This is a genomic window from Azospirillum formosense (assembly GCF_013340925.1).
GTDB lineage: Bacteria > Pseudomonadota > Alphaproteobacteria > Azospirillales > Azospirillaceae > Azospirillum > Azospirillum formosense.
Genome location: NZ_WHOR01000034.1, coordinates 1 through 16,824, shown reverse-complemented (window position 1 = coordinate 16,824; position 16,824 = coordinate 1). Strand labels below are relative to the sequence as shown.

Annotated in this window: 16 protein-coding genes and 1 pseudogene; 12 read left to right on the top strand and 5 right to left on the bottom strand. The window is 67.9% G+C overall.

Features of this window, described 5'->3' with window-relative positions; translation table 11 throughout:
* Nucleotides 1-124 precede the first annotated feature (124 nt).
* Together GBZ26_RS07135 and GBZ26_RS07130 are read left to right on the top strand one after the other, a co-directional pair.
* Nucleotides 125-418, top strand: coding sequence for a DUF2934 domain-containing protein (locus GBZ26_RS07135; protein ID WP_174438240.1), 294 nt, complete (start codon nt 125-127; stop codon nt 416-418).
* Nucleotides 419-468: 50 nt separating this feature from the next.
* Complete coding sequence (locus tag GBZ26_RS07130) at nt 469-1,053, top strand: HPF/RaiA family ribosome-associated protein (protein ID WP_174438239.1); 585 nt, start codon at nt 469-471, stop codon at nt 1,051-1,053.
* Nucleotides 1,054-1,125: 72 nt separating this feature from the next.
* Here the strand turns inward: GBZ26_RS07130 and GBZ26_RS07125 are convergent, their stop codons facing one another.
* Nucleotides 1,126-2,358: a L,D-transpeptidase family protein gene (locus GBZ26_RS07125; RefSeq protein ID WP_174438238.1), complete on the bottom strand. Its 1,233-nt coding sequence runs from the start codon at nt 2,356-2,358 to the stop codon at nt 1,126-1,128.
* A 344-nt stretch (nt 2,359-2,702) separates the two neighbouring features.
* Between GBZ26_RS07125 and mepK the strand changes: the two genes are divergently transcribed.
* Nucleotides 2,703-3,299: a peptidoglycan L,D-endopeptidase MepK gene (gene mepK, locus GBZ26_RS07120; protein WP_174438237.1), complete on the top strand. Its 597-nt coding sequence runs from the start codon at nt 2,703-2,705 to the stop codon at nt 3,297-3,299.
* Between the two features lie 170 nt (nt 3,300-3,469).
* A complete protein-coding gene (locus tag GBZ26_RS07115) occupies nt 3,470-4,645 on the top strand; it encodes a baeRF3 domain-containing protein (RefSeq protein WP_174438236.1) in 1,176 nt (391 codons plus the stop codon).
* Between the two features lie 539 nt (nt 4,646-5,184).
* Here GBZ26_RS07115 and GBZ26_RS07110 read toward each other — a convergent pair.
* A pseudogene (locus GBZ26_RS07110) lies at nt 5,185-5,436 on the bottom strand (helix-turn-helix domain-containing protein); the annotation flags it as partial.
* A 488-nt stretch (nt 5,437-5,924) separates the two neighbouring features.
* Here GBZ26_RS07110 and GBZ26_RS07105 point away from each other — a divergent pair.
* Both GBZ26_RS07105 and GBZ26_RS07100 read left to right on the top strand, forming a co-directional pair.
* A complete protein-coding gene (locus GBZ26_RS07105) occupies nt 5,925-8,363 on the top strand; it encodes a methyl-accepting chemotaxis protein (RefSeq protein WP_174438235.1) in 2,439 nt (812 codons plus the stop codon).
* A gap of 90 nt (nt 8,364-8,453) precedes the next feature.
* The gene (locus GBZ26_RS07100; protein WP_174438234.1) at nt 8,454-8,831 is read left to right on the top strand and encodes a hypothetical protein; all 378 of its coding nucleotides are present in this window, start codon (nt 8,454-8,456) and stop codon (nt 8,829-8,831) included.
* A gap of 193 nt (nt 8,832-9,024) precedes the next feature.
* Here the strand turns inward: GBZ26_RS07100 and GBZ26_RS07095 are convergent, their stop codons facing one another.
* Nucleotides 9,025-9,576, bottom strand: coding sequence for a hypothetical protein (locus tag GBZ26_RS07095; RefSeq protein WP_174438233.1), 552 nt, complete (start codon nt 9,574-9,576; stop codon nt 9,025-9,027).
* 185 nt (nt 9,577-9,761) lie between these two features.
* Between GBZ26_RS07095 and GBZ26_RS07090 the strand changes: the two genes are divergently transcribed.
* The 5 genes from GBZ26_RS07090 to accC all read left to right on the top strand — a co-directional run bounded on the left by GBZ26_RS07090 (nt 9,762) and on the right by accC (nt 14,450).
* Nucleotides 9,762-11,225, top strand: coding sequence for a dynamin family protein (locus tag GBZ26_RS07090; RefSeq protein ID WP_137139075.1), 1,464 nt, complete (start codon nt 9,762-9,764; stop codon nt 11,223-11,225).
* Between the two features lie 63 nt (nt 11,226-11,288).
* The gene (locus GBZ26_RS07085; protein ID WP_247884776.1) at nt 11,289-12,041 is read left to right on the top strand and encodes a substrate-binding periplasmic protein; all 753 of its coding nucleotides are present in this window, start codon (nt 11,289-11,291) and stop codon (nt 12,039-12,041) included.
* A gap of 125 nt (nt 12,042-12,166) precedes the next feature.
* On the top strand, nt 12,167-12,616 hold the full coding sequence (gene aroQ / locus GBZ26_RS07080; protein ID WP_119509733.1) for a type II 3-dehydroquinate dehydratase: 450 nt from the start codon (nt 12,167-12,169) through the stop codon (nt 12,614-12,616).
* 23 nt (nt 12,617-12,639) lie between these two features.
* Complete coding sequence (accB, locus tag GBZ26_RS07075) at nt 12,640-13,086, top strand: acetyl-CoA carboxylase biotin carboxyl carrier protein (protein ID WP_174438231.1); 447 nt, start codon at nt 12,640-12,642, stop codon at nt 13,084-13,086.
* Nucleotides 13,087-13,106: 20 nt separating this feature from the next.
* Nucleotides 13,107-14,450 (top strand): acetyl-CoA carboxylase biotin carboxylase subunit, encoded by a 1,344-nt coding sequence (gene accC / locus GBZ26_RS07070; RefSeq protein ID WP_174438230.1) that lies wholly within the window; start codon nt 13,107-13,109, stop codon nt 14,448-14,450.
* Between the two features lie 263 nt (nt 14,451-14,713).
* Here the strand turns inward: accC and GBZ26_RS07065 are convergent, their stop codons facing one another.
* Nucleotides 14,714-15,367, bottom strand: coding sequence for a ribonuclease T2 family protein (locus tag GBZ26_RS07065; protein WP_174438229.1), 654 nt, complete (start codon nt 15,365-15,367; stop codon nt 14,714-14,716).
* A gap of 125 nt (nt 15,368-15,492) precedes the next feature.
* Here GBZ26_RS07065 and aat point away from each other — a divergent pair, with 125 nt between their 5' ends.
* The gene (aat, locus tag GBZ26_RS07060) at nt 15,493-16,134 is read left to right on the top strand and encodes a leucyl/phenylalanyl-tRNA--protein transferase (protein ID WP_174438228.1); all 642 of its coding nucleotides are present in this window, start codon (nt 15,493-15,495) and stop codon (nt 16,132-16,134) included.
* A gap of 21 nt (nt 16,135-16,155) precedes the next feature.
* On the opposite strand, the gene GBZ26_RS07055 is transcribed toward aat, so the two are convergent.
* Nucleotides 16,156-16,593 (bottom strand): DUF2155 domain-containing protein, encoded by a 438-nt coding sequence (locus GBZ26_RS07055; protein ID WP_343207216.1) that lies wholly within the window; start codon nt 16,591-16,593, stop codon nt 16,156-16,158.
* Nucleotides 16,594-16,824 lie beyond the last annotated feature (231 nt).

Genomic DNA, 16,824 nt, shown 5'->3' with positions numbered 1-16,824 from the left:
GCATCCCCTGGTGAGGAACTTCGGTGTCCTGGCGCGGTTGACGGGAAGCGTGCCCGATCCAAAAGCCCAACCCGACAGGACGGCATGGCGGGCGCGGAACGAGAACCGAAAGGAGGCAGCCCGGATGGCGGATGATTTGGAAAGCCGGATCAGAGCGCGCGCTCACCAGATCTGGGAGCGTGAAGGCCGTCCGGAGGATCGCGCCGCGGACCATTGGACGCTAGCGCGCGAGGAAATCGCCATCGAGGACAATTACCGGGACACCTTGCGCCCGAACCCGGCCCACGGACCCGACGACACCGCCGAGCGGACCGAGCCGGTCGAGCCCGTGCTGAGCATGGAAAACCAGGGCGAGATGCCGGGCATCGCCGATCAGGGCGAGGAGTTCCGCGTTCCCGGCCAAGCCCGCGACTCCTGAACGCGGCCGCGCCACGCCGCTTTCCTCATGTCGTGCTTAAAGAGGACCCCATGGACACGAACCTGGAAATCGCCTTCCACAACATGGACTCCCAGCCGGAGTTGGAGGCCTACATCCGCGAACGGGCGGAGAAGACGGAAAAGCTGTTCGACCGGCTGGTCGGGATGCGGGTCGCCGTGGAAGCCCAGCACCGCCAGCACAAGACCGGCAACGTCTTCGACGTCCATATCGAGTTGATGGTGCCGGGCCAGGACATCGTGGTCAGCCGCAAGCCGAACAAAGCGAAGGAACGCTACGCCAACCCCGACGCCCGGACCTCGATCCGCGACGCCTTCGAAGCCGCCGACCGGCAGTTGAAGGAATACAAGGACAAGATGCGCCGCGATGTGAAGGTGCATGATCCGGAACAGCCGGGTCGTGTGTCGCAGCTCAACCCGAACGAGGACCACGGCTTCATCACGACCAACACCGGGACGCAGCTTTATTTCCACCGGAACAGCTGTTTGAACGTCGATATGGACCAGCTCAAGACCGGTGACCCGGTGAAGTATGTGGAAGCCACGGGCGACACCGGTCCAACCGCTTCCAAGGTCTGGCGTGCGTCCGGATCCGACACCGAATTGCGGGCCACCTGATGCGAAAGCCCCCGCCGACCGGCGGGGGCTTTTTTCTTTGGGGTGTTTGTCTTCGGGTTGTTTGTCTTCGGTTCAGGCCCTCTGGGCCGGGGGCATCGGGTCGGCCGAGGTGGGGCCGACCGGATCCGGCGCCGCGGCGGGGGCGGTGTCCTCGTTCAGGTCGTAGATGTCCGGGTGCAGACGGACGGCGTCGCGGTCGTCCACCGTTGCCGTCCAATAGACGAAGCGCACCGGCACCGGCTGGCTCAGCTTGATCCACTGCGGTTCCTGCCGGTCCAGCATGCGGTCGAGCCGCGCCGTGGACACATGCTCGGTCGCCAGCAGCGCCTCGGCCATGCCGCGCGCGTCCTCGAGGCGTACGCAGCCGGAACTGACGGTGCGGACCTCCCGGTCGAACAGCCTCGGCTCGTTGGTGCCGTGCAGATAGATGTTGTGGGGGTTGGTCATGTTGAAACGGTACCGGCCCAGAGCGTTGTGGTCGCCGGGCTGCTGGACGATCCGCACGCGGCGCGGCGACACGTTGCGCCAGTCCACGCCGGCCGGTTCCACCGGCGTGCCGTCCAGATAAACCACGGCGTTCGCGATCCCCGGGGTGCCCTTGGCCCGCAACAGGGGCAGCTTGTCCTCCTTCAGGACGGTGGGGGGCACGGTCCAGGTTGGGTTCACGATCACGTGGGTGATCTGGTCCTGAAGCAGCGGCGTCTCGCGCGACGGGCGTCCGACGATCGAGCGCATGGTCAGCGCCTCCTCCCCGTCGCGGACCAGCGTGGTGGTCTGGCTGGGCAGGTTGACCAGGATCACGGTGTCCGGCGCGGTGTCGCGGAAGGCGCGCATGGACAGCGCGCTGCGCCGCATCTGGGCGGCGGCCTCCTGCGGGCTGCGGTCCAGGGCCACCCGCGTTCCGCCACCGACCAACCCGTCCACCTTCATGCGCTGGCCGAACTGGAAGGCGCGCACCGCGGTGTCCACCTGGTCATCGAACAGATCGCCTTGGCGCGCCCGGTCGAGAAGGCCCAACTCGGCCAGGCGTTGCGTCAGCCGTTCCACGCGCTCGCCGCTGCTGCCCCTCTTGAGAAGCGGGCCGGACCCGATGCGGGTGACCGGGCGCTCCGGTTCCGCCTCCAGCACGGTGGCGGCGGCGTCGAGCCGGTCGGCCCAGCTGGTCAGCATGTCGCGGTAGGAAGCCGCCTCGGCAGGGGCCGGGGTGGCGGTCGACCCGACGATCACGGACAGCGCCACCGCCAGCGCGGCCAGGATCGGCGCCGGGCGGCGGCATCGGTCGGTAAGCGTCCGGGGTGCTTGCATGGTCCGTCCTCGACTGGCGGGAGGTCCGATCCCCCGTCCTTTCTATCAAATGTAGTACGTGAACTCCCGCCCGGCGAGGCGGGGATCCGCTTCCATGGGGTCGGGAAATCGGCGTACGGCCTCCGGCCGAGGGGCGACCGTGCCGCGGCGCCGGAGCCATGGGCGACCGGAGGCCGATTTGTGACCGATTCGGGCCATTTTCGGGTTGATCCCGGTCAAGCCCTAGCCTATAGGGAATAGTCGTTCGCTATGACCATACTAATTTTGGTCTTATTCGAACAATCCATAGGGGGTCGCCCGGCGCTGGAACGGTGCGGCCCGATCACCAAAATGCATAGGGAGTGATGCTTTTGGGGAATGACGACCGTGCCGCGCCGATGAATGGGCGCGAGACCGGCCGCCGTGGGTTTCTGACCTTCGCCGCCGCCGCCCTGACCGCCTTGGCCGTTCCGGTCCTGGTGCCCGCCGCACCCGCCCTTGCGGCCCCCCTGGTCGGCGGTGTCCGCCGCCTGTCCCTGCACAACATCAACACCAACGAGCACTTCAGCGGCATCTATTGGGCCGATGGTGCCTACCGCCCGGACGCGCTGAAGAGGCTGGACGTGCTGCTGCGCGATCATCGGGCCAAGCAGGTCGGCCGCTACGACCCGCGTCTGTTCGATGTCCTGGCCCGCCTGCACCAGACTCTGGACAGCGACGAGCCCTTCCGGGTCATCTGCGGCTATCGGTCGCGCCGCACCAACGCCATGGCGCGTCGCCGCTCGCGCGGGGTGGCGAAGGAAAGCTACCACACCCGTGGCATGGCCATCGACGTGATGCTGCCGGATGTCGAACTGAAGGCCATCGCCACCGCGGCCCGCGGCATGGAGGCCGGCGGTGTCGGTTTCTACCCGCGCAGCGGCTTCGTGCACATCGACACCGGGCCGGTCCGCACCTGGTGATTTGCCCATGGCGGGGGTGAGTTCTTCGTTGCGGGCGTCATAGGCTGACTTGCCGTACGCCGTGTTCCGGGCGCCTGCCCAGTCGGTAGGCATCCCGGAACCATGGGCCGACGCGCCGGTTGCTCCAATCGGAACTCCCCGAACGAGCAACACGGAGGGCGACGAAGGCGATGTTCTGCAAACACGATCTGGAACGACTCCTGACCGTCGATGCCGCCCCGGCGGTGTCCATCTTCCTGCCCACCCACATCGCCGGGCGCGACATCCGCCAAGACGTGATCCGGCTGCGAAACCTGCTCTCCAAGGCACAGGACCAGCTGTGCGAAAAGCACGGTCTGCGCCGTCCAGACGCCGAGGCGTTCCTCAAACCGGCCTCCGACCTGTTGGAACAGAGCGAGTTCTGGCGCCATATGGACCGTGGTCTGGCGATTTTCCTGGCCCGGGGCGTGTCGGCCATCCACCGCGTGCCCGTCGAACTGCCGGAGGAGGTGGTCGTCAACTCCCGCTTCACGCTGCGGCCGCTGCTGCCGCTGCTGGCGGACGACGGGGCCTTCATGATCCTGGCCGTCACGGCGGGTCGTGCCCGCCTGTTCTGCGCGACCCGTCACGGCATCGCGGAGGAGGATGCCGGCCTGCCGCAGGGCGTCGCGGAAATCCATGCCGAAACCAATTACGAGAACAGCCTGCACTCCGCCCCGCCGGCCCGCCATGCCGACCGCACGGATCGGGGTGGTGTGTCGATGGTCAAGACGCACAACTTCGGCGAAGACCCGGAGGAGCTGCGAAAGGCTCATCTCATCGAGTATCTCGGGCGGGTCGGCGCCAGCGTGCGGGATCATTTGAAGCCTTTCCGCGGTCCGCTCGTCCTGATCGCCGACGAGGAGATCCAGGGCCATCTGCGCAAGGACACCCATCTTCAAGGCTTGTTGGAGGAGGGAGTCGTGACGAACCCCGATGCCCTGGGGATCGAAGACCTGCATCGCCGCGCCTATGCGCTGGTCCGGCCGATGTTCGAATCGACCCGTCGGACCGCGGTGGAGCGGTTCAACGCCCTCTATGGCGACCGCAGCACGGCGGAGCGGACGACGACGCGGGCCGAGGACGTGATGGTGGCGGCCCGCGAAGGGCGGGTCGGGGTCCTTCTGGTGGCTGAAAACGACAAGGTTTGGGGTCACTTCCGGGAGGATTATCACCGGGCCTTCCCGTTGCACCACGAGACGGACGGCGCCATAGACCTCGTCGAGGAGGCCGCCACGGAAACGCTGCTGCGCGGCGGCGAGGTGCATGTGGTGACCAAGGGGGAATTGCCGTCCGGGGCCTCGACCGCAGCGATCCTGCGCTTCTGATCCAGGGCTTTTCTTAACCCATCGGTAGGCGGGGCGGCGTCCGACAGCGCCGCCCCGTTGTCGTTCCGCCGTCAGGTGGGCGCCTTGCCGGGTTTGCCGGTGGGCGACTTACCTGCGCGTTGAATGTCCGCAGGGTCCCAGACGGCACCGTGACGCCGCCGCTTGCCGCCGGTCGCCGTGTCGGCCTTGATGCGGGGCTTGACGACGGCTTTCAGAGCCGCCTTGCCGACCGGCGGCACCGGGCCGGGCTTGGGCGATGGCGGGGCCGTCAGGACGATCCCCTCCCGCGGGAAGGCGTTCGGCGGCGCGGCGGCGGGGGACCCGGTTTCCGTCGGCCTACCATCCTCGTCATCCCGTGCGTCGTGCAGGTCGGGCGACAGGGAACTCAGGAGCGACAGAAGCTCGTCTCCCACGCCCTCCGGTGCCGCCCGCCACAGGCGAAGCAGGCGCGCCTCGCGACGGCTGATCGAACTGTCTTCGATCCGCGTGTTGTACGCTGCGGCCGCCTTTCCGACGGGACGCTGCGGATCGTTGTAGCAATCGAAGAAAAAACTGACGGGAACGTCAAGTACCTGTCCCAGGCGATAAAGCGTTCCAGCGGAAATACGGTTGGAGCCTCGTTCGTATTTCTGAACCTGCTGAAACGTCAGGCCAATGGCCTCGCCCAGCTTCTCCTGGCTCATGCCCAGCAAGGTGCGGCGCATGCGCACGCGCTGACCGACATGAGCGTCGACCGACCAGGATTCGGGCGATCCGCGTCGCCCTCTTTTGCGTACCGCAGGTTCGCTCATCGACCGAGAACTCCAATGCTTGCGAATAAATATGTTGGATTTGAGAATGTCGTTGGGATTGTTCACACATAACTTTCCAGCAGGCAAGCGGAATCTCTGAAATTACTGCGCCGATGCCATGACTTTGACGGGCATAATGGCGTATCGCTTCTCTGGTGCCCTTGCGGTGCCGGGGTGCTGAAAACGTTGATTGCGGTGTTTTGCCAGCGTCGCGCGTGCCGGTTGCGTGGCGGCAAGGCGGTGGGGGGGGGAAGCAAGCGGAGGGAAACGGAGCGTCGCGCGTGCCGGACCTGTCGAATTGTGGGGATTCTGAGCCTGCAGGTTGGTGTGGAAACACTTTGATAATCAAATTCGGATAGGCCCATGGAATGGAGTTCGCGCCACAGGCCGCGCAGGGCCGGCAGGTCGGCACGGTGCGGCCGGTTGGCGGCGACGATCGGTGGCGACGCTCCCCTGCGCCGCCGGATCGCAATCAAAGGATCAGGTCTATGCAGGCAAGCAGTCTGGCGGGGCGCTTCAAGGTCGGAACCCGCATTTACTTCGGTTTCCTCGTGGTTCTGCTGTTGCTGGCGGTGGTCGTCGCCATCGGGGTGCGGGGCCTGGGGGTGGCGCGGGACGGCTTCGAATCCTACGCGGCGGTGAGCAACCACTCGATCCAGGTCAGCTCCATCGACGCGCAGGTCGCTCAGATGCGCCGCCTCGCCTTGACCTTCAACACGTTCGGCGACCCGAAGGTCGCGGACCAGGTGCGCGCCGTCCAGGCGACCCTCGTGAAGGATTTGCGGGGCGCCCTGGATGGAACGACCGGTGAGCGCCGTGCCCTGCTGGAGCGGATGAATCAGGTCTTCGCCAACTACGTGACCGACTTCAACACGCTGGCGGAGCTTCGCCTGCGCCGCGACCGCCTCTACGCCGAGCAACTCGTCCCGGCGGGCGAGAAGGCGCGCGAGACCGTGTCGCAGCTCGTCTCTACCCTGATCGCCGACGGCGAGCACGAGGCGGCGGCCAACGCCGCCCTCGCGCAGGAGCAGCTGTTGATGGCGCGGCTGGCCGCATCGCGCTTCTTCACCAGCCCGAACGAGTCGATCATCGCCGAGGTGTCGGCCCGCGACGACGCTTTCGGCGAGGCCATCCGCCGGGCGACCGAGCGGCTGAACAACCCGGCGCGCCGGGCCGCGGCGCTGGCCGCCGACCAGCTCTCCGACCGCTACGTCTCGCTGTTCCGCGAAACCGCCGCCGTCATGCTGGAAAACACCCGGCTGGTCGACGTGATGGGCGCCCGCGGCGTCGAGTTCGCCGACCTCTCCGACCGCACCGTCGCGATCGAGGGCAAGGATCGTGACGGCGTGCTGGCCGAAACCACCGGCGGCATGGACCGCACCCTGTCGGCCAACGTGACGATTGCGGTCGGCGCCTTCCTGTTCGGCCTGCTGCTGGCCTGGGCGGTGGCGCGGTCCATCGTGAAGCCGGTCGTGTCGATGACCGAGACGATGACCAACCTCGCCGGGGGCGACCTGACGGTGACCATCCCGGCCCTGGCCAACCGCGACGAGATCGGGCGGATGGCGCAGGCGGTTCAGGTGTTCAAGGACAACGCCATCCAGAAGAAGGCGATGGACGAGGCCGAGCGCGAGCGTCTGGAGGCCGAACGCCGCGCCGACGAGGCGCAGCGCGCCCGCGAGACGGCGATCGGCGAGGAGATCGCCGCGCTGATCGACGGCGTGTCGAAGGGCGACCTGTCGCGCCGACTCGATCTGACCGGCAAGGACGGCTTCTATCGGACGATGTCGGAAGGCATCAACCGGCTGACCGACACGGTGGAGGCGGTCATCGCCGACCTCGGCGCGGTGCTCAGCGCGCTCGCCCAGGGCGACCTCAACAAGCGGGTGGAGCGCGACTACCAGGGCGCCTTCCAGACGCTGAAGACCGACGTCAACACCACCTCCGCCAAGCTGTCGGAGATCGTCGGCCAGATCCTGCGCGCCACCGACGCGATTTCCGGCGCCGCGTCCGAGGTCTCGCTGGGGTCGAGCGACCTCGCGGAGCGGACGGAGCAGCAGGCCTCCTCGCTGGAGGAGACGGCGGCGAGCATGGAGGAGCTGGGTGCCACGGTGCGTTCCAACGCCGACAACGCCCAGCGCGCCAACGGCATGGCCGCCGACGCCCGCACCGCCGCGGAGTCCGGCGGGACGGTGGCGGACTCCGCCATTGACGCGATGAAGCGCATCGAGGCGTCGAGCCGCAAGATCACCGACATCATCGGGGTGATCGACGAGATCGCCTTCCAGACCAACCTGCTGGCGCTGAACGCGGCGGTGGAGGCGGCGCGGGCCGGCGACGCGGGCCGCGGCTTCGCCGTGGTGGCGCAGGAGGTGCGCAACCTCGCCCAGCGCTCCGCCCAGGCGTCCAAGGAGATCAAGGGCCTGATCCTGGACAGCGACAGCCAGGTGAAGGACGGGGTGGAACTGGTCAAGAAGGCCGGCGACGCGCTGGAGGGCATCGTGTCGGGCGTCCAGCAGGTCGCCGGGCTGATCGCCGAGATGGCTTCCGCCTCCTCGGAGCAGGCGGCGGCGCTCGACGAGATCAACGCCACCGTCTCGCAGATGGACGAGATGACCCAGAAGAACGCCGCGCTGGTCGAGGAAACCACCGCCGCCGCGCAGTCGCTCGCCAACCAGGCGACGGACCTGCGGTCGCTGGTCAGCTTCTTCAAGCTGGACGCCGCGGAGTTCATGGCGGCTCCCGCCGGTCATCAAGGCGGCGGGGCTCCGGCTCTGCGGCGCAGCATCGCCCCGACCAAGCCGGCCCCCGCGAAGCCCGTCGCCCGCAAGGCGGCGGCTCCGGCCCGTCCGGCGACGGCGAGCAAGGCGGCTGCGGCGACCCTGCAGCGCGCCTCCGCCGACGAGGACGATTGGAAGGAGTTCTGACCGGGTCGCGCTGAAAAAAGCGTGCGATGGAAAGGGCGGCGCGGACGTTTGTCAGGGAAGGCCATCACACCAACCGGGAGTGACGAACCCATGACCGCGCGCCGTCTCAACTCCGTGAAGATCATGGTGCCCCTGGTCCTTGCCGGCGCCCTGTGGGCGGGGGCGGTGGGGGCCGCCGACACGCCGCCCCCACCCGGCGCCGCACCGCCTCCTCCCGGCGCGCCGTCCACGCCGGGCGAGCAGGCCCGCCAGGGGGTGGAACTGTTGATGAAGGCTCTTGAGGGGTGGGTGCGGCAGGTGCCGATGTTCGCTCCGCCCGAAGTCACGCCGGAGGGCGACATCGTCATCCGCCGGCTGGACCGCTCCCGTCCGGCACCAGCCAATCCGGCGCTGCCCAAGCCGGCACCGGCCGAACCCGCACCGCCGAGGCCCGAACCCCCGGTGCCGAACGCCCCGACCGACCTGTAGGGCGGTGGCAAGCCCGATACAGCCCGTCACGCAGTGCATCGATGTGGTTTCCAACGCGCGGCGGAGCCGCCGGGCAGCCTTAACGGCTCCTTAATTCATGGTTAATAACGAGTTAATGACCGTTTGCGAGCCGAACAGAGGCCGCGTCGGCCAGTCTGCGTGACGCGCTGTATCGGCCTTTCCGCCCTGCCGGTCAGCCAGCGTGCCAGGGCCCGCCCGGACGGGCGAATCCTTCCACCTGATCGCGCAGCTTCTGGATTTGCGACGGGGTGAGGGTAAGGCCGAGCCTTGTGGCGAAGGCGGCGGCGAGGGCGCCGCGCGTCGGGCGCTCCCCGCGGTCCGACAGGGCGCGGTACAGTTCGAACGCCGCGGCGTAGCGCCGCAAGGCTTCCGGACGGCGGCGCAGTTGGGCCGCCTGCGGGGTGGCGACGGCGTCCAGATGGGCTTCCAGGCGGTGCAGGGCGTCCGCCGCCGACAGGGCGGGCAGGGGAACGGGCGGGTCCGGGTCCCGCTCGGGCCGGCCGATGGCCGCCTTGGCGCGGTGCCGACGCTGGCGCAAGCGGTCCTCGTTGCGCAGCCGCTCCGCATAGGCGGGATCGCTGCGCCGCCGTTCGGTGCGGTTCCGGTTGGCGCGGGCGTTGCGTTCCTCCCGGTCCGCGCGGCTCTGCGGATCGCTGAGAAGGAAGGCAAGTTCCTCCGCGGTCAGGCGCAGGGAATCGGTGTCGGGGTCGTTTTCGGCAGTCATGCCGAAAGCAACGTTTCAGACGGCGTTTCCGATCCATACCACCAAAGAAGGTCACAGGCGGCGGCGCCGTCACGGCGTTTCCGGTCACGGCGATTTCGCTGTCCATCGCAACGGCGCCTCGTGCTAGAGAATGCCCCCGACACGACACGTCACCCCATTTCACAGCAGACGGGACCCGGCCGGCCATGACCCCCAGGCAAGCCCTCCAGCAGCGCCTCGCCGCCCTGGACGCGCATCTCCGCGCGGAAAACCCGAACCTTCTCCCGGTCATCCCGACCTTCCGCAATTTCGACCGGGTCCTGGTCCGGCTGGGGCTGCTGGGGCCGCACGAGTCGCTGACCACGCGCATTCCCTGGTGGCCGATGATCGCGGTGCTGGGCACCTTCTCAGCGGGCAAGTCCACCTTCCTCAACGGCTATCTCGGCGCGCCGCTGCAGAACACCGGCAACCAGGCGGTGGACGACAAGTTCACGGTGATCTGCCATGGGCCGGAAACCCGGCGGGAGGCCCTGCCGGGCACCGCGCTGAACGCTGACCCGCGCTTCCCCTTCTACCGGATCGCCGACGAGATCGAGAAGGTCGCGGCGGGCGAGGGCAAGCGCATCGACAACTACCTGCAACTGAAGACGCTGTCCGGCGACCGGGCGCGCGGCAAGATCTTCATCGACTCGCCGGGCTTCGACGCCGACGACCAGCGCCGCTCGGTCCTGCGGCTGGTCGACCACATCGTCGAGCTGTCCGACCTCGTGCTGGTCTTCTTCGACGGGCGCCACCCGGAACCGGGGGCGATGCAGGACACGCTGAAGCATCTGGTGGCCAAGACGGTGGACCGCGCCGACGCGCGCAAGGTCTGCTACATCCTGAACCAGATCGACACCACGGCGAAGGAAGACAATCTGGAAGCGGTGTTCGGCGCGTGGCAGCGCGCCATCGCCCAGGCCGGTCTGGTGTCGGGCCGCTTCTACGCGCTCTACGACAGCAAGTCGGCGGTCGCCATCGCCGACGACGCGGTGCGGGCCCGCTACGAGGCGCGGCGCGACTCCGACCTCGCCGAACTCCAGGTGCGCATCAACGAGGTGGAGGTCGCCCGCGCCTACCGCATCGTCGGCATGATCGACAGCCTCGTGAAGGAGCTGAAGGGCGAGATCGTCCCGCAGCTCGCCGCGGCGATGAAGCGCTGGCGCAAGCTGGTGCTGATCGGCGACGCGGTGTGGCTGGCCCTGCTCGCCCTGTTGTTCGGCGGGATCGCCAGCCTCGCCGGCGGCGACACGGTGTCGGCCTTCCTCACCTGGCTGACCCAGTCGCAGCCGGCCTGGGCCGGCGGCCTGCCGGTCGGGGTGCTGGCGGCGCTGGTGGTCCTGGGCGGCCTGTTCGGCGCCGGCCATTTCTGGCTGCGCTCCTTCATGGCCCGCCGGGTCGCCCGCAGCCTGCCGGAGCGCTACGGCGACGTCGACCTGAACCTCCAGCAGGGCTTCCTGCGCAACACCCGCTTCTTCCGCTCGATCTTCCGCAAGAAGCCGGTGGGCTGGAGCGGCGGCGCCGAGAAGCGCATCTTCTCCATCCGCGAGGCGGTGGCGGAGCATGTCCAGCGCATCAACGACCTGTTCACCGACCCCGCCGGGCGGCGCAACCGCGCCCCGGCGGAGTGAACGGGCGTCCGCAGGGGAGGGGGTAGGAGACAGGTGATGGCGGTGCGGCGGTGTCTCCTAACCATGTTCCTGCTGCTGGCGGCCTTCGGTCCCGTCCGCGCCATGCCGCTCGACTCGGCGCCCCTCGGGTCGGCTCTGGATCTGGTCACCGGCAACGACTTCGCGCCCTTTACCGGTGAGGACCTGCCCGAGGGCGGCCTGCTGACCGAGATCGTGCGCCGCGCCTTCGACGAGGTCGGGCTGCGGTATGGCGTGCGCTTCATGCCCTGGCGCCGCGGCTACGACGGCGTGCTGGCGGGCAAATTCCTGGGCACCTTCCCCTATGTCCGCACACCGGACCGCGAGATGGAGATGCTGTTCTCCGACCCGCTGCTGGAGGTGCGGCAGCTCGTCTACCTGTCCGCCCACAGCGGCATGGACTTTCGCGGGCCGGGGGATTTCCGGGGCCGCACGGTCTGCGCGCCGGTCGGCTACGCCCTGCCGCCGGAGCTGGCGGAACTGGCCGCGGCGGGCGCGCTGACGCGGGAAAGCCCGGCGGACCTGCCGGCCTGCGTTCGGATGGTCGCCTCGGGCCGTGTGGACGCCTTCGTCATCGACGAGTTCACCGGGCGGAGCGCGGTGGCGAAGGCGATGGCCGGGGATGAGATCCGCGTCGCCCCCTTGCCCTACGCCCGCGCCGGGCAGCACCTGATTCTCTCCCGTTCGCTGCCGGAGGCGGCGGCGGTCCTGGCCGCCTTCAACGCCGGATTGAAGAAACTGAAGGACGGAGGCGCCTTCGAGGAGATCCTGCGCCGCCATCTGTCCGCCGCGCCGTGAGGCGTTTGGCGTCGAAGGAGGCAGAACACGCCGAATGGGCGTAATGTTTGCGCCATGCGGCATTGCCAGCGCGACGCAAAGTGCTATAAACGCGCGGACTCGATCTTGGAAAAGGGGCGTGGCCCGTGGCCATCGACGCTTCCGTTCTGGTCCTGAACGGACCGAACCTGAACATGCTGGGCGTGCGCGAACCGCACATTTATGGCTCCATGACGCTCGACGACCTGGAAGGTGCGTGCCAGGAACGCGCCGAACAGCTCGGGCTGGCCATCGACTTCCGGCAGTCGAACCACGAGGGCGAACTCGTTTCCTGGATTCAGCAGGCGCGGACGGAGCATGACGGCATCGTCATCAACGCCGGCGCCTACAGCCACACCTCCGTCGCCATCATGGACTCGCTGATCCTGTCCGAGCTGCCGATCGTCGAGGTGCATCTCTCCAACATCTACAAGCGTGAGGCCATCCGCCACCATTCGCACATTTCCGCGGTGGCCAAGGGGATGATCTGCGGCTTCGGCCCTCACGGGTATCTGCTGGCGCTGGACGCCATGGCGAATATCCTCGAGCGCGACTAAGGAACACGGGAAAAACGAACACCATGGCAAGCTTCGACATCGACGGCGATCTGGTCCGCAAGCTCGCGGATCTCCTGCGTGAGACGGGCTTGAGCGAGATCGAGTTTGCCGAGGGCGAGAAGCGGATCCGCGTCACCCGCCCGACGGCCGCCCAAGCGGTGGCCGTGCACGCTCCGGTCGCCGCTCCCGCCCCCGCCACGGCCCCGGCCGCCCCGGCGGGCAAGCCCGTCAGCCATCCCGGCGCCGTCACCTCGCCGATGGTCGGCACGGCCTACGCCGCGGCCGAGCCGGGCGGCACGCCCTTCGTGCGCGTCGGCGACACGGTGAAGGCCGGCCAGACCGTCCTCATCATCGAGGCGATGAAGGTCATGAACCCCATCAAGGCCCCGCGGGGCGGCACGGTTGTCGAGGTCCTGGTCTCCGACAGCCAGCCGGTGGAGTTCGGCGAAGTCCTTATGATCATCGAGTGAGCGGGGATCATCCCTTGGCGATGTTCGAGAAGGTCCTGATCGCGAACCGCGGTGAGATTGCTCTGCGCATCCACCGCGCCTGCCGTGAGATGGGAATCCAGACCGTGGCGGTGCATTCCACCGCCGACGCCGACGCCATGCACGTCCGCCTTGCGGACGAGAGCGTGTGCATCGGCCCCGCGTCGGCCCGCGAAAGCTACCTGAACATTCCGGCGATCCTGTCGGCGGCGTCGATCACCGGGGCGGACGCGATCCATCCCGGCATCGGCTTCCTGTCGGAGAACGCCCAGTTCGCGGAGATGGTGGAGGAGCACGGCTTCACCTTCATCGGCCCGACCGCGGAGCACATCCGCATCATGGGCGACAAGGTCACCGCGAAGAAGACGGTGATGGAGCAGGGGCTGCCCGTGGTCCCCGGCTCCGACGGCCCGGTGCCGACGCTGGAAGAGGCGGAGAAGATCGGCCGCGAGACCGGCTATCCGATCCTCATCAAGGCGGCGGCGGGCGGCGGCGGCAAGGGCATGAAGGTCGCCCGCAACCCCGACCAGCTCAAGGAAGCCTACCAGCTCGCCCGTGGCGAAGCGCGCGCCGCCTTCGGCAACGACGAGGTCTACATCGAGAAGTATCTCGGCAAGCCCCGGCACATCGAGATCCAGCTTCTCGGCGACGAGCACGGCAACTGCGTGCATTTCGGCGAGCGCGACTGCTCCGTGCAGCGCCGCCACCAGAAGGTCATCGAGGAGGCCCCGTCGCCGGCCCTGAACGCCGAGCAGCGTGCGTTCATCGGCGATCTGGCGGCCAAGACGGCGGCGGCCATCGGCTACCGCGGCGTCGGCACGATGGAGTTCCTGTTCGAAGACGGGCAGTTCTACTTCATCGAGATGAACACCCGCCTGCAGGTCGAGCACACGATCACCGAGATGATCACCGGCATCGATCTGGTGCGCGAGCAGATCCGCGTGGCGACCGGTGCCCCGCTCGGCTACGGCCAGGCGGACATCCGTTTCCAGGGCCATTCGATCGAGTGCCGCGTGAACGCGGAGCATCCGGAGACCTTCATCCCGTCGCCGGGAAAGATCGAGGGCTACCACGCCCCGGGCGGCCTGGGCGTGCGCGTCGACTCGGCGCTCTACGACGGCTACCGCATCCCGCCGCACTACGACAGCCTGATCGCCAAGCTGGTCGTCCACGGCACCACCCGCAACGAGTGCCTGATGCGGCTGCGCCGGACGATCGAGGAGTATGTGATCGGCGGCGTCGACACCACGCTGCCCCTGCACCAGCGCATCATCGCGCAGCAGGCCTTCATCGACGGCAACTACGACATCCACTGGCTTGAACAGCTGATGGGCATGAAGAAGTAAAGTCCGCCAAGCGGTTCAATGAAAAGAGCCCTTCTTCCCGATGGGGAGGAAGGGCTCTTTTCGTTTTTGCGGGTGCGGGATTCTCGGATGACAACAGGGTCTTCACGGATTTCACGGACGTTGGCACGGATTTCACCGATTTTTATAGTCGTGCCCAGTGCAGGCCTGTTCGATCAGCGTGCGCTGAGCAAGCCCAAAGAAATCCGTGCCTAAATCCGCGAAATCCGTGAAGCACCTGTTGCCCGCGAGAATCCGACACCCCGTCACGGCGCCGCGGTCAGCAGGGCATCGCGGCGGCAGCGGTCGACCACCTTGGCGCCGCAGGGCATGAAGGACAGGTCCTTGTTCAGGCACAGCCGCACCTCGGCCACGTCGCGCTTGGAACAGACCAGCGCCACCGACTCCGGTTCCAGCCCAGGGTTGGCCTGGACGAACAGGCGTTCCACCTGGGTCGCCGGGATCGACAGGTCGGATTTCGGGGCCTGGAGCGCCTCAGGGATTTTCACCTTGGCGAAGGCCTTGCGGACCTGGGCGAAATAGTCGGTGACGGGCAGTCCGCTGCAGGTGCCGTGCTTCGTCCATTGATGCACGATCAGCCCGACGCTGGGCATCACCGGCATGGTGGCGTCCACCACGGCGCGGGGGACCGTGCGGTCGCGGGTGCAGGTGGCCGGGTAGCCGCCGTTGCTGTATTGCGGCCACAGGCCGTGGACGATGAAGCCGAACTTGCGCTCCACCCCGCACTGGTCGGGATCGGCGTCGCCCTGATTCTTGGCGCAGTGGGTGGGCGACCAGGACAGGCTGAGCACATAGTAATCGAAGGTGCCGGGCTCTGCCTTGCGCTGCGCCCATGACGCGCCGGTCATCGAGAGAAACGCAACCATCGATACGATGATGGCTGACAGAGCCGTCTTCATGTTGGATCTCCTGCGATGAACACCTCTTTCCGTTGCATACCATGGTGGGAGCCACCTGTCGCGCGGAAGTGGTGCGCTGAGATAACGTTGCGGGGGTGAGGGGGCAAACGGCTATAGTGTCCGCGATGATCGAACTGTCCGCATCGCTGCTTCTGCGCGCCTACGCCGCCGGCATTTTTCCGATGGCGGAGAACGCCGACTCCGAGGAGCTGTACTGGTTCGATCCGGAGCGGCGTGGCGTTCTGCCGCTGGAGGGCTTCCACGTCCCGCGCAAGCTGCGCAAGACCGTGCGGCGCGGCCCGTTCGAACTGCGCTTCGACACGGCCTTCCGTGCGGTGATCGAGGCCTGCGCGGAACCGACGCCGGACCGCCCCAAGACCTGGATCAACGGCGATATCCTGCGGCTCTATACCGAACTGCACGAGCGCGGCTGCGCCCACAGCGTGGAATGCTGGAGCGGCGGTCAACTCGTCGGCGGCCTGTATGGTGTGGCGCTGGGCGGCGCCTTTTTCGGGGAAAGCATGTTCAGCCGCGTCACCGACGCCAGCAAGGTGGCGCTGGTGCATCTGGTCGCCCGGCTGCGGGCTGCGGGCTACACGCTGCTGGACGCGCAATTCGTGACGGAGCATCTGAGCCAGTTCGGCGCCACGGAGATCCCGCGCGCCGAGTACCGCCACCGGCTGGCAGCCGCCCTGGCGGTGCCGACGGACTTCGGCGGCGTCGACCAGGAGGCGGCCATCACGGCGTTGTTCGGCGCGGAGGGCTGAGGGCGGGGCGCTGGGACGGCCTCAGTCACCCTCGCAGGACAGCACCCAGACGTCGTAGATCGGGTGTTCCATCGCCGACAGGGCGGGGCTGGAGGCGAACATCCAGCCGCTGAACACCGGCTCGGCCTGTTCGCCGGGCTTGTTCTCGATCACTTCGAGGAAGGCCGCGGTTTCCGGCGTCTCGATCGGCGGGTTCTCCTTGCAGGCGCGCAGCGTGATGCGCAGGCTGCCGAGCGCCTTGGTCTCGCCGACCGCGATGGTGAAGGTGGAGGTGCGGGCGGTGATCTTGTCCAGTCCCTGCAGCTTCGCGGCGGGGCGGCTGACCATCTCCTCCGGCACCGGAGCGGCGCCGGCCGGGCCGGTCAGGCTCAGGACCGGAAGGCAGAGCAGCGCGGCCGCCAGGGCCGCGCCGCGCAGGCGGAGGCTTTTCGGAGTCGTCGTCACTGGGATCGTCGTCACTGGGGATCGCTTCCGTGATGTCGAACGGCGTGGGCCGAAACCCGACAGCCTTCTAGCCCGGAAGCGTCTTCCCGTCTACTCCGCGACCGCTTTATGGACCCGCTTATACAATCAAGCGCAAAGCCTGACACATCAGGCTTTGCGCTTGCCCTCGGACGGCGGGCGCGGCCGTCCGGCCGCTTGCCTTCGCAGGCACGAGCCTGCGGGGCCGCCGTCGCGGCCCTTACCGTC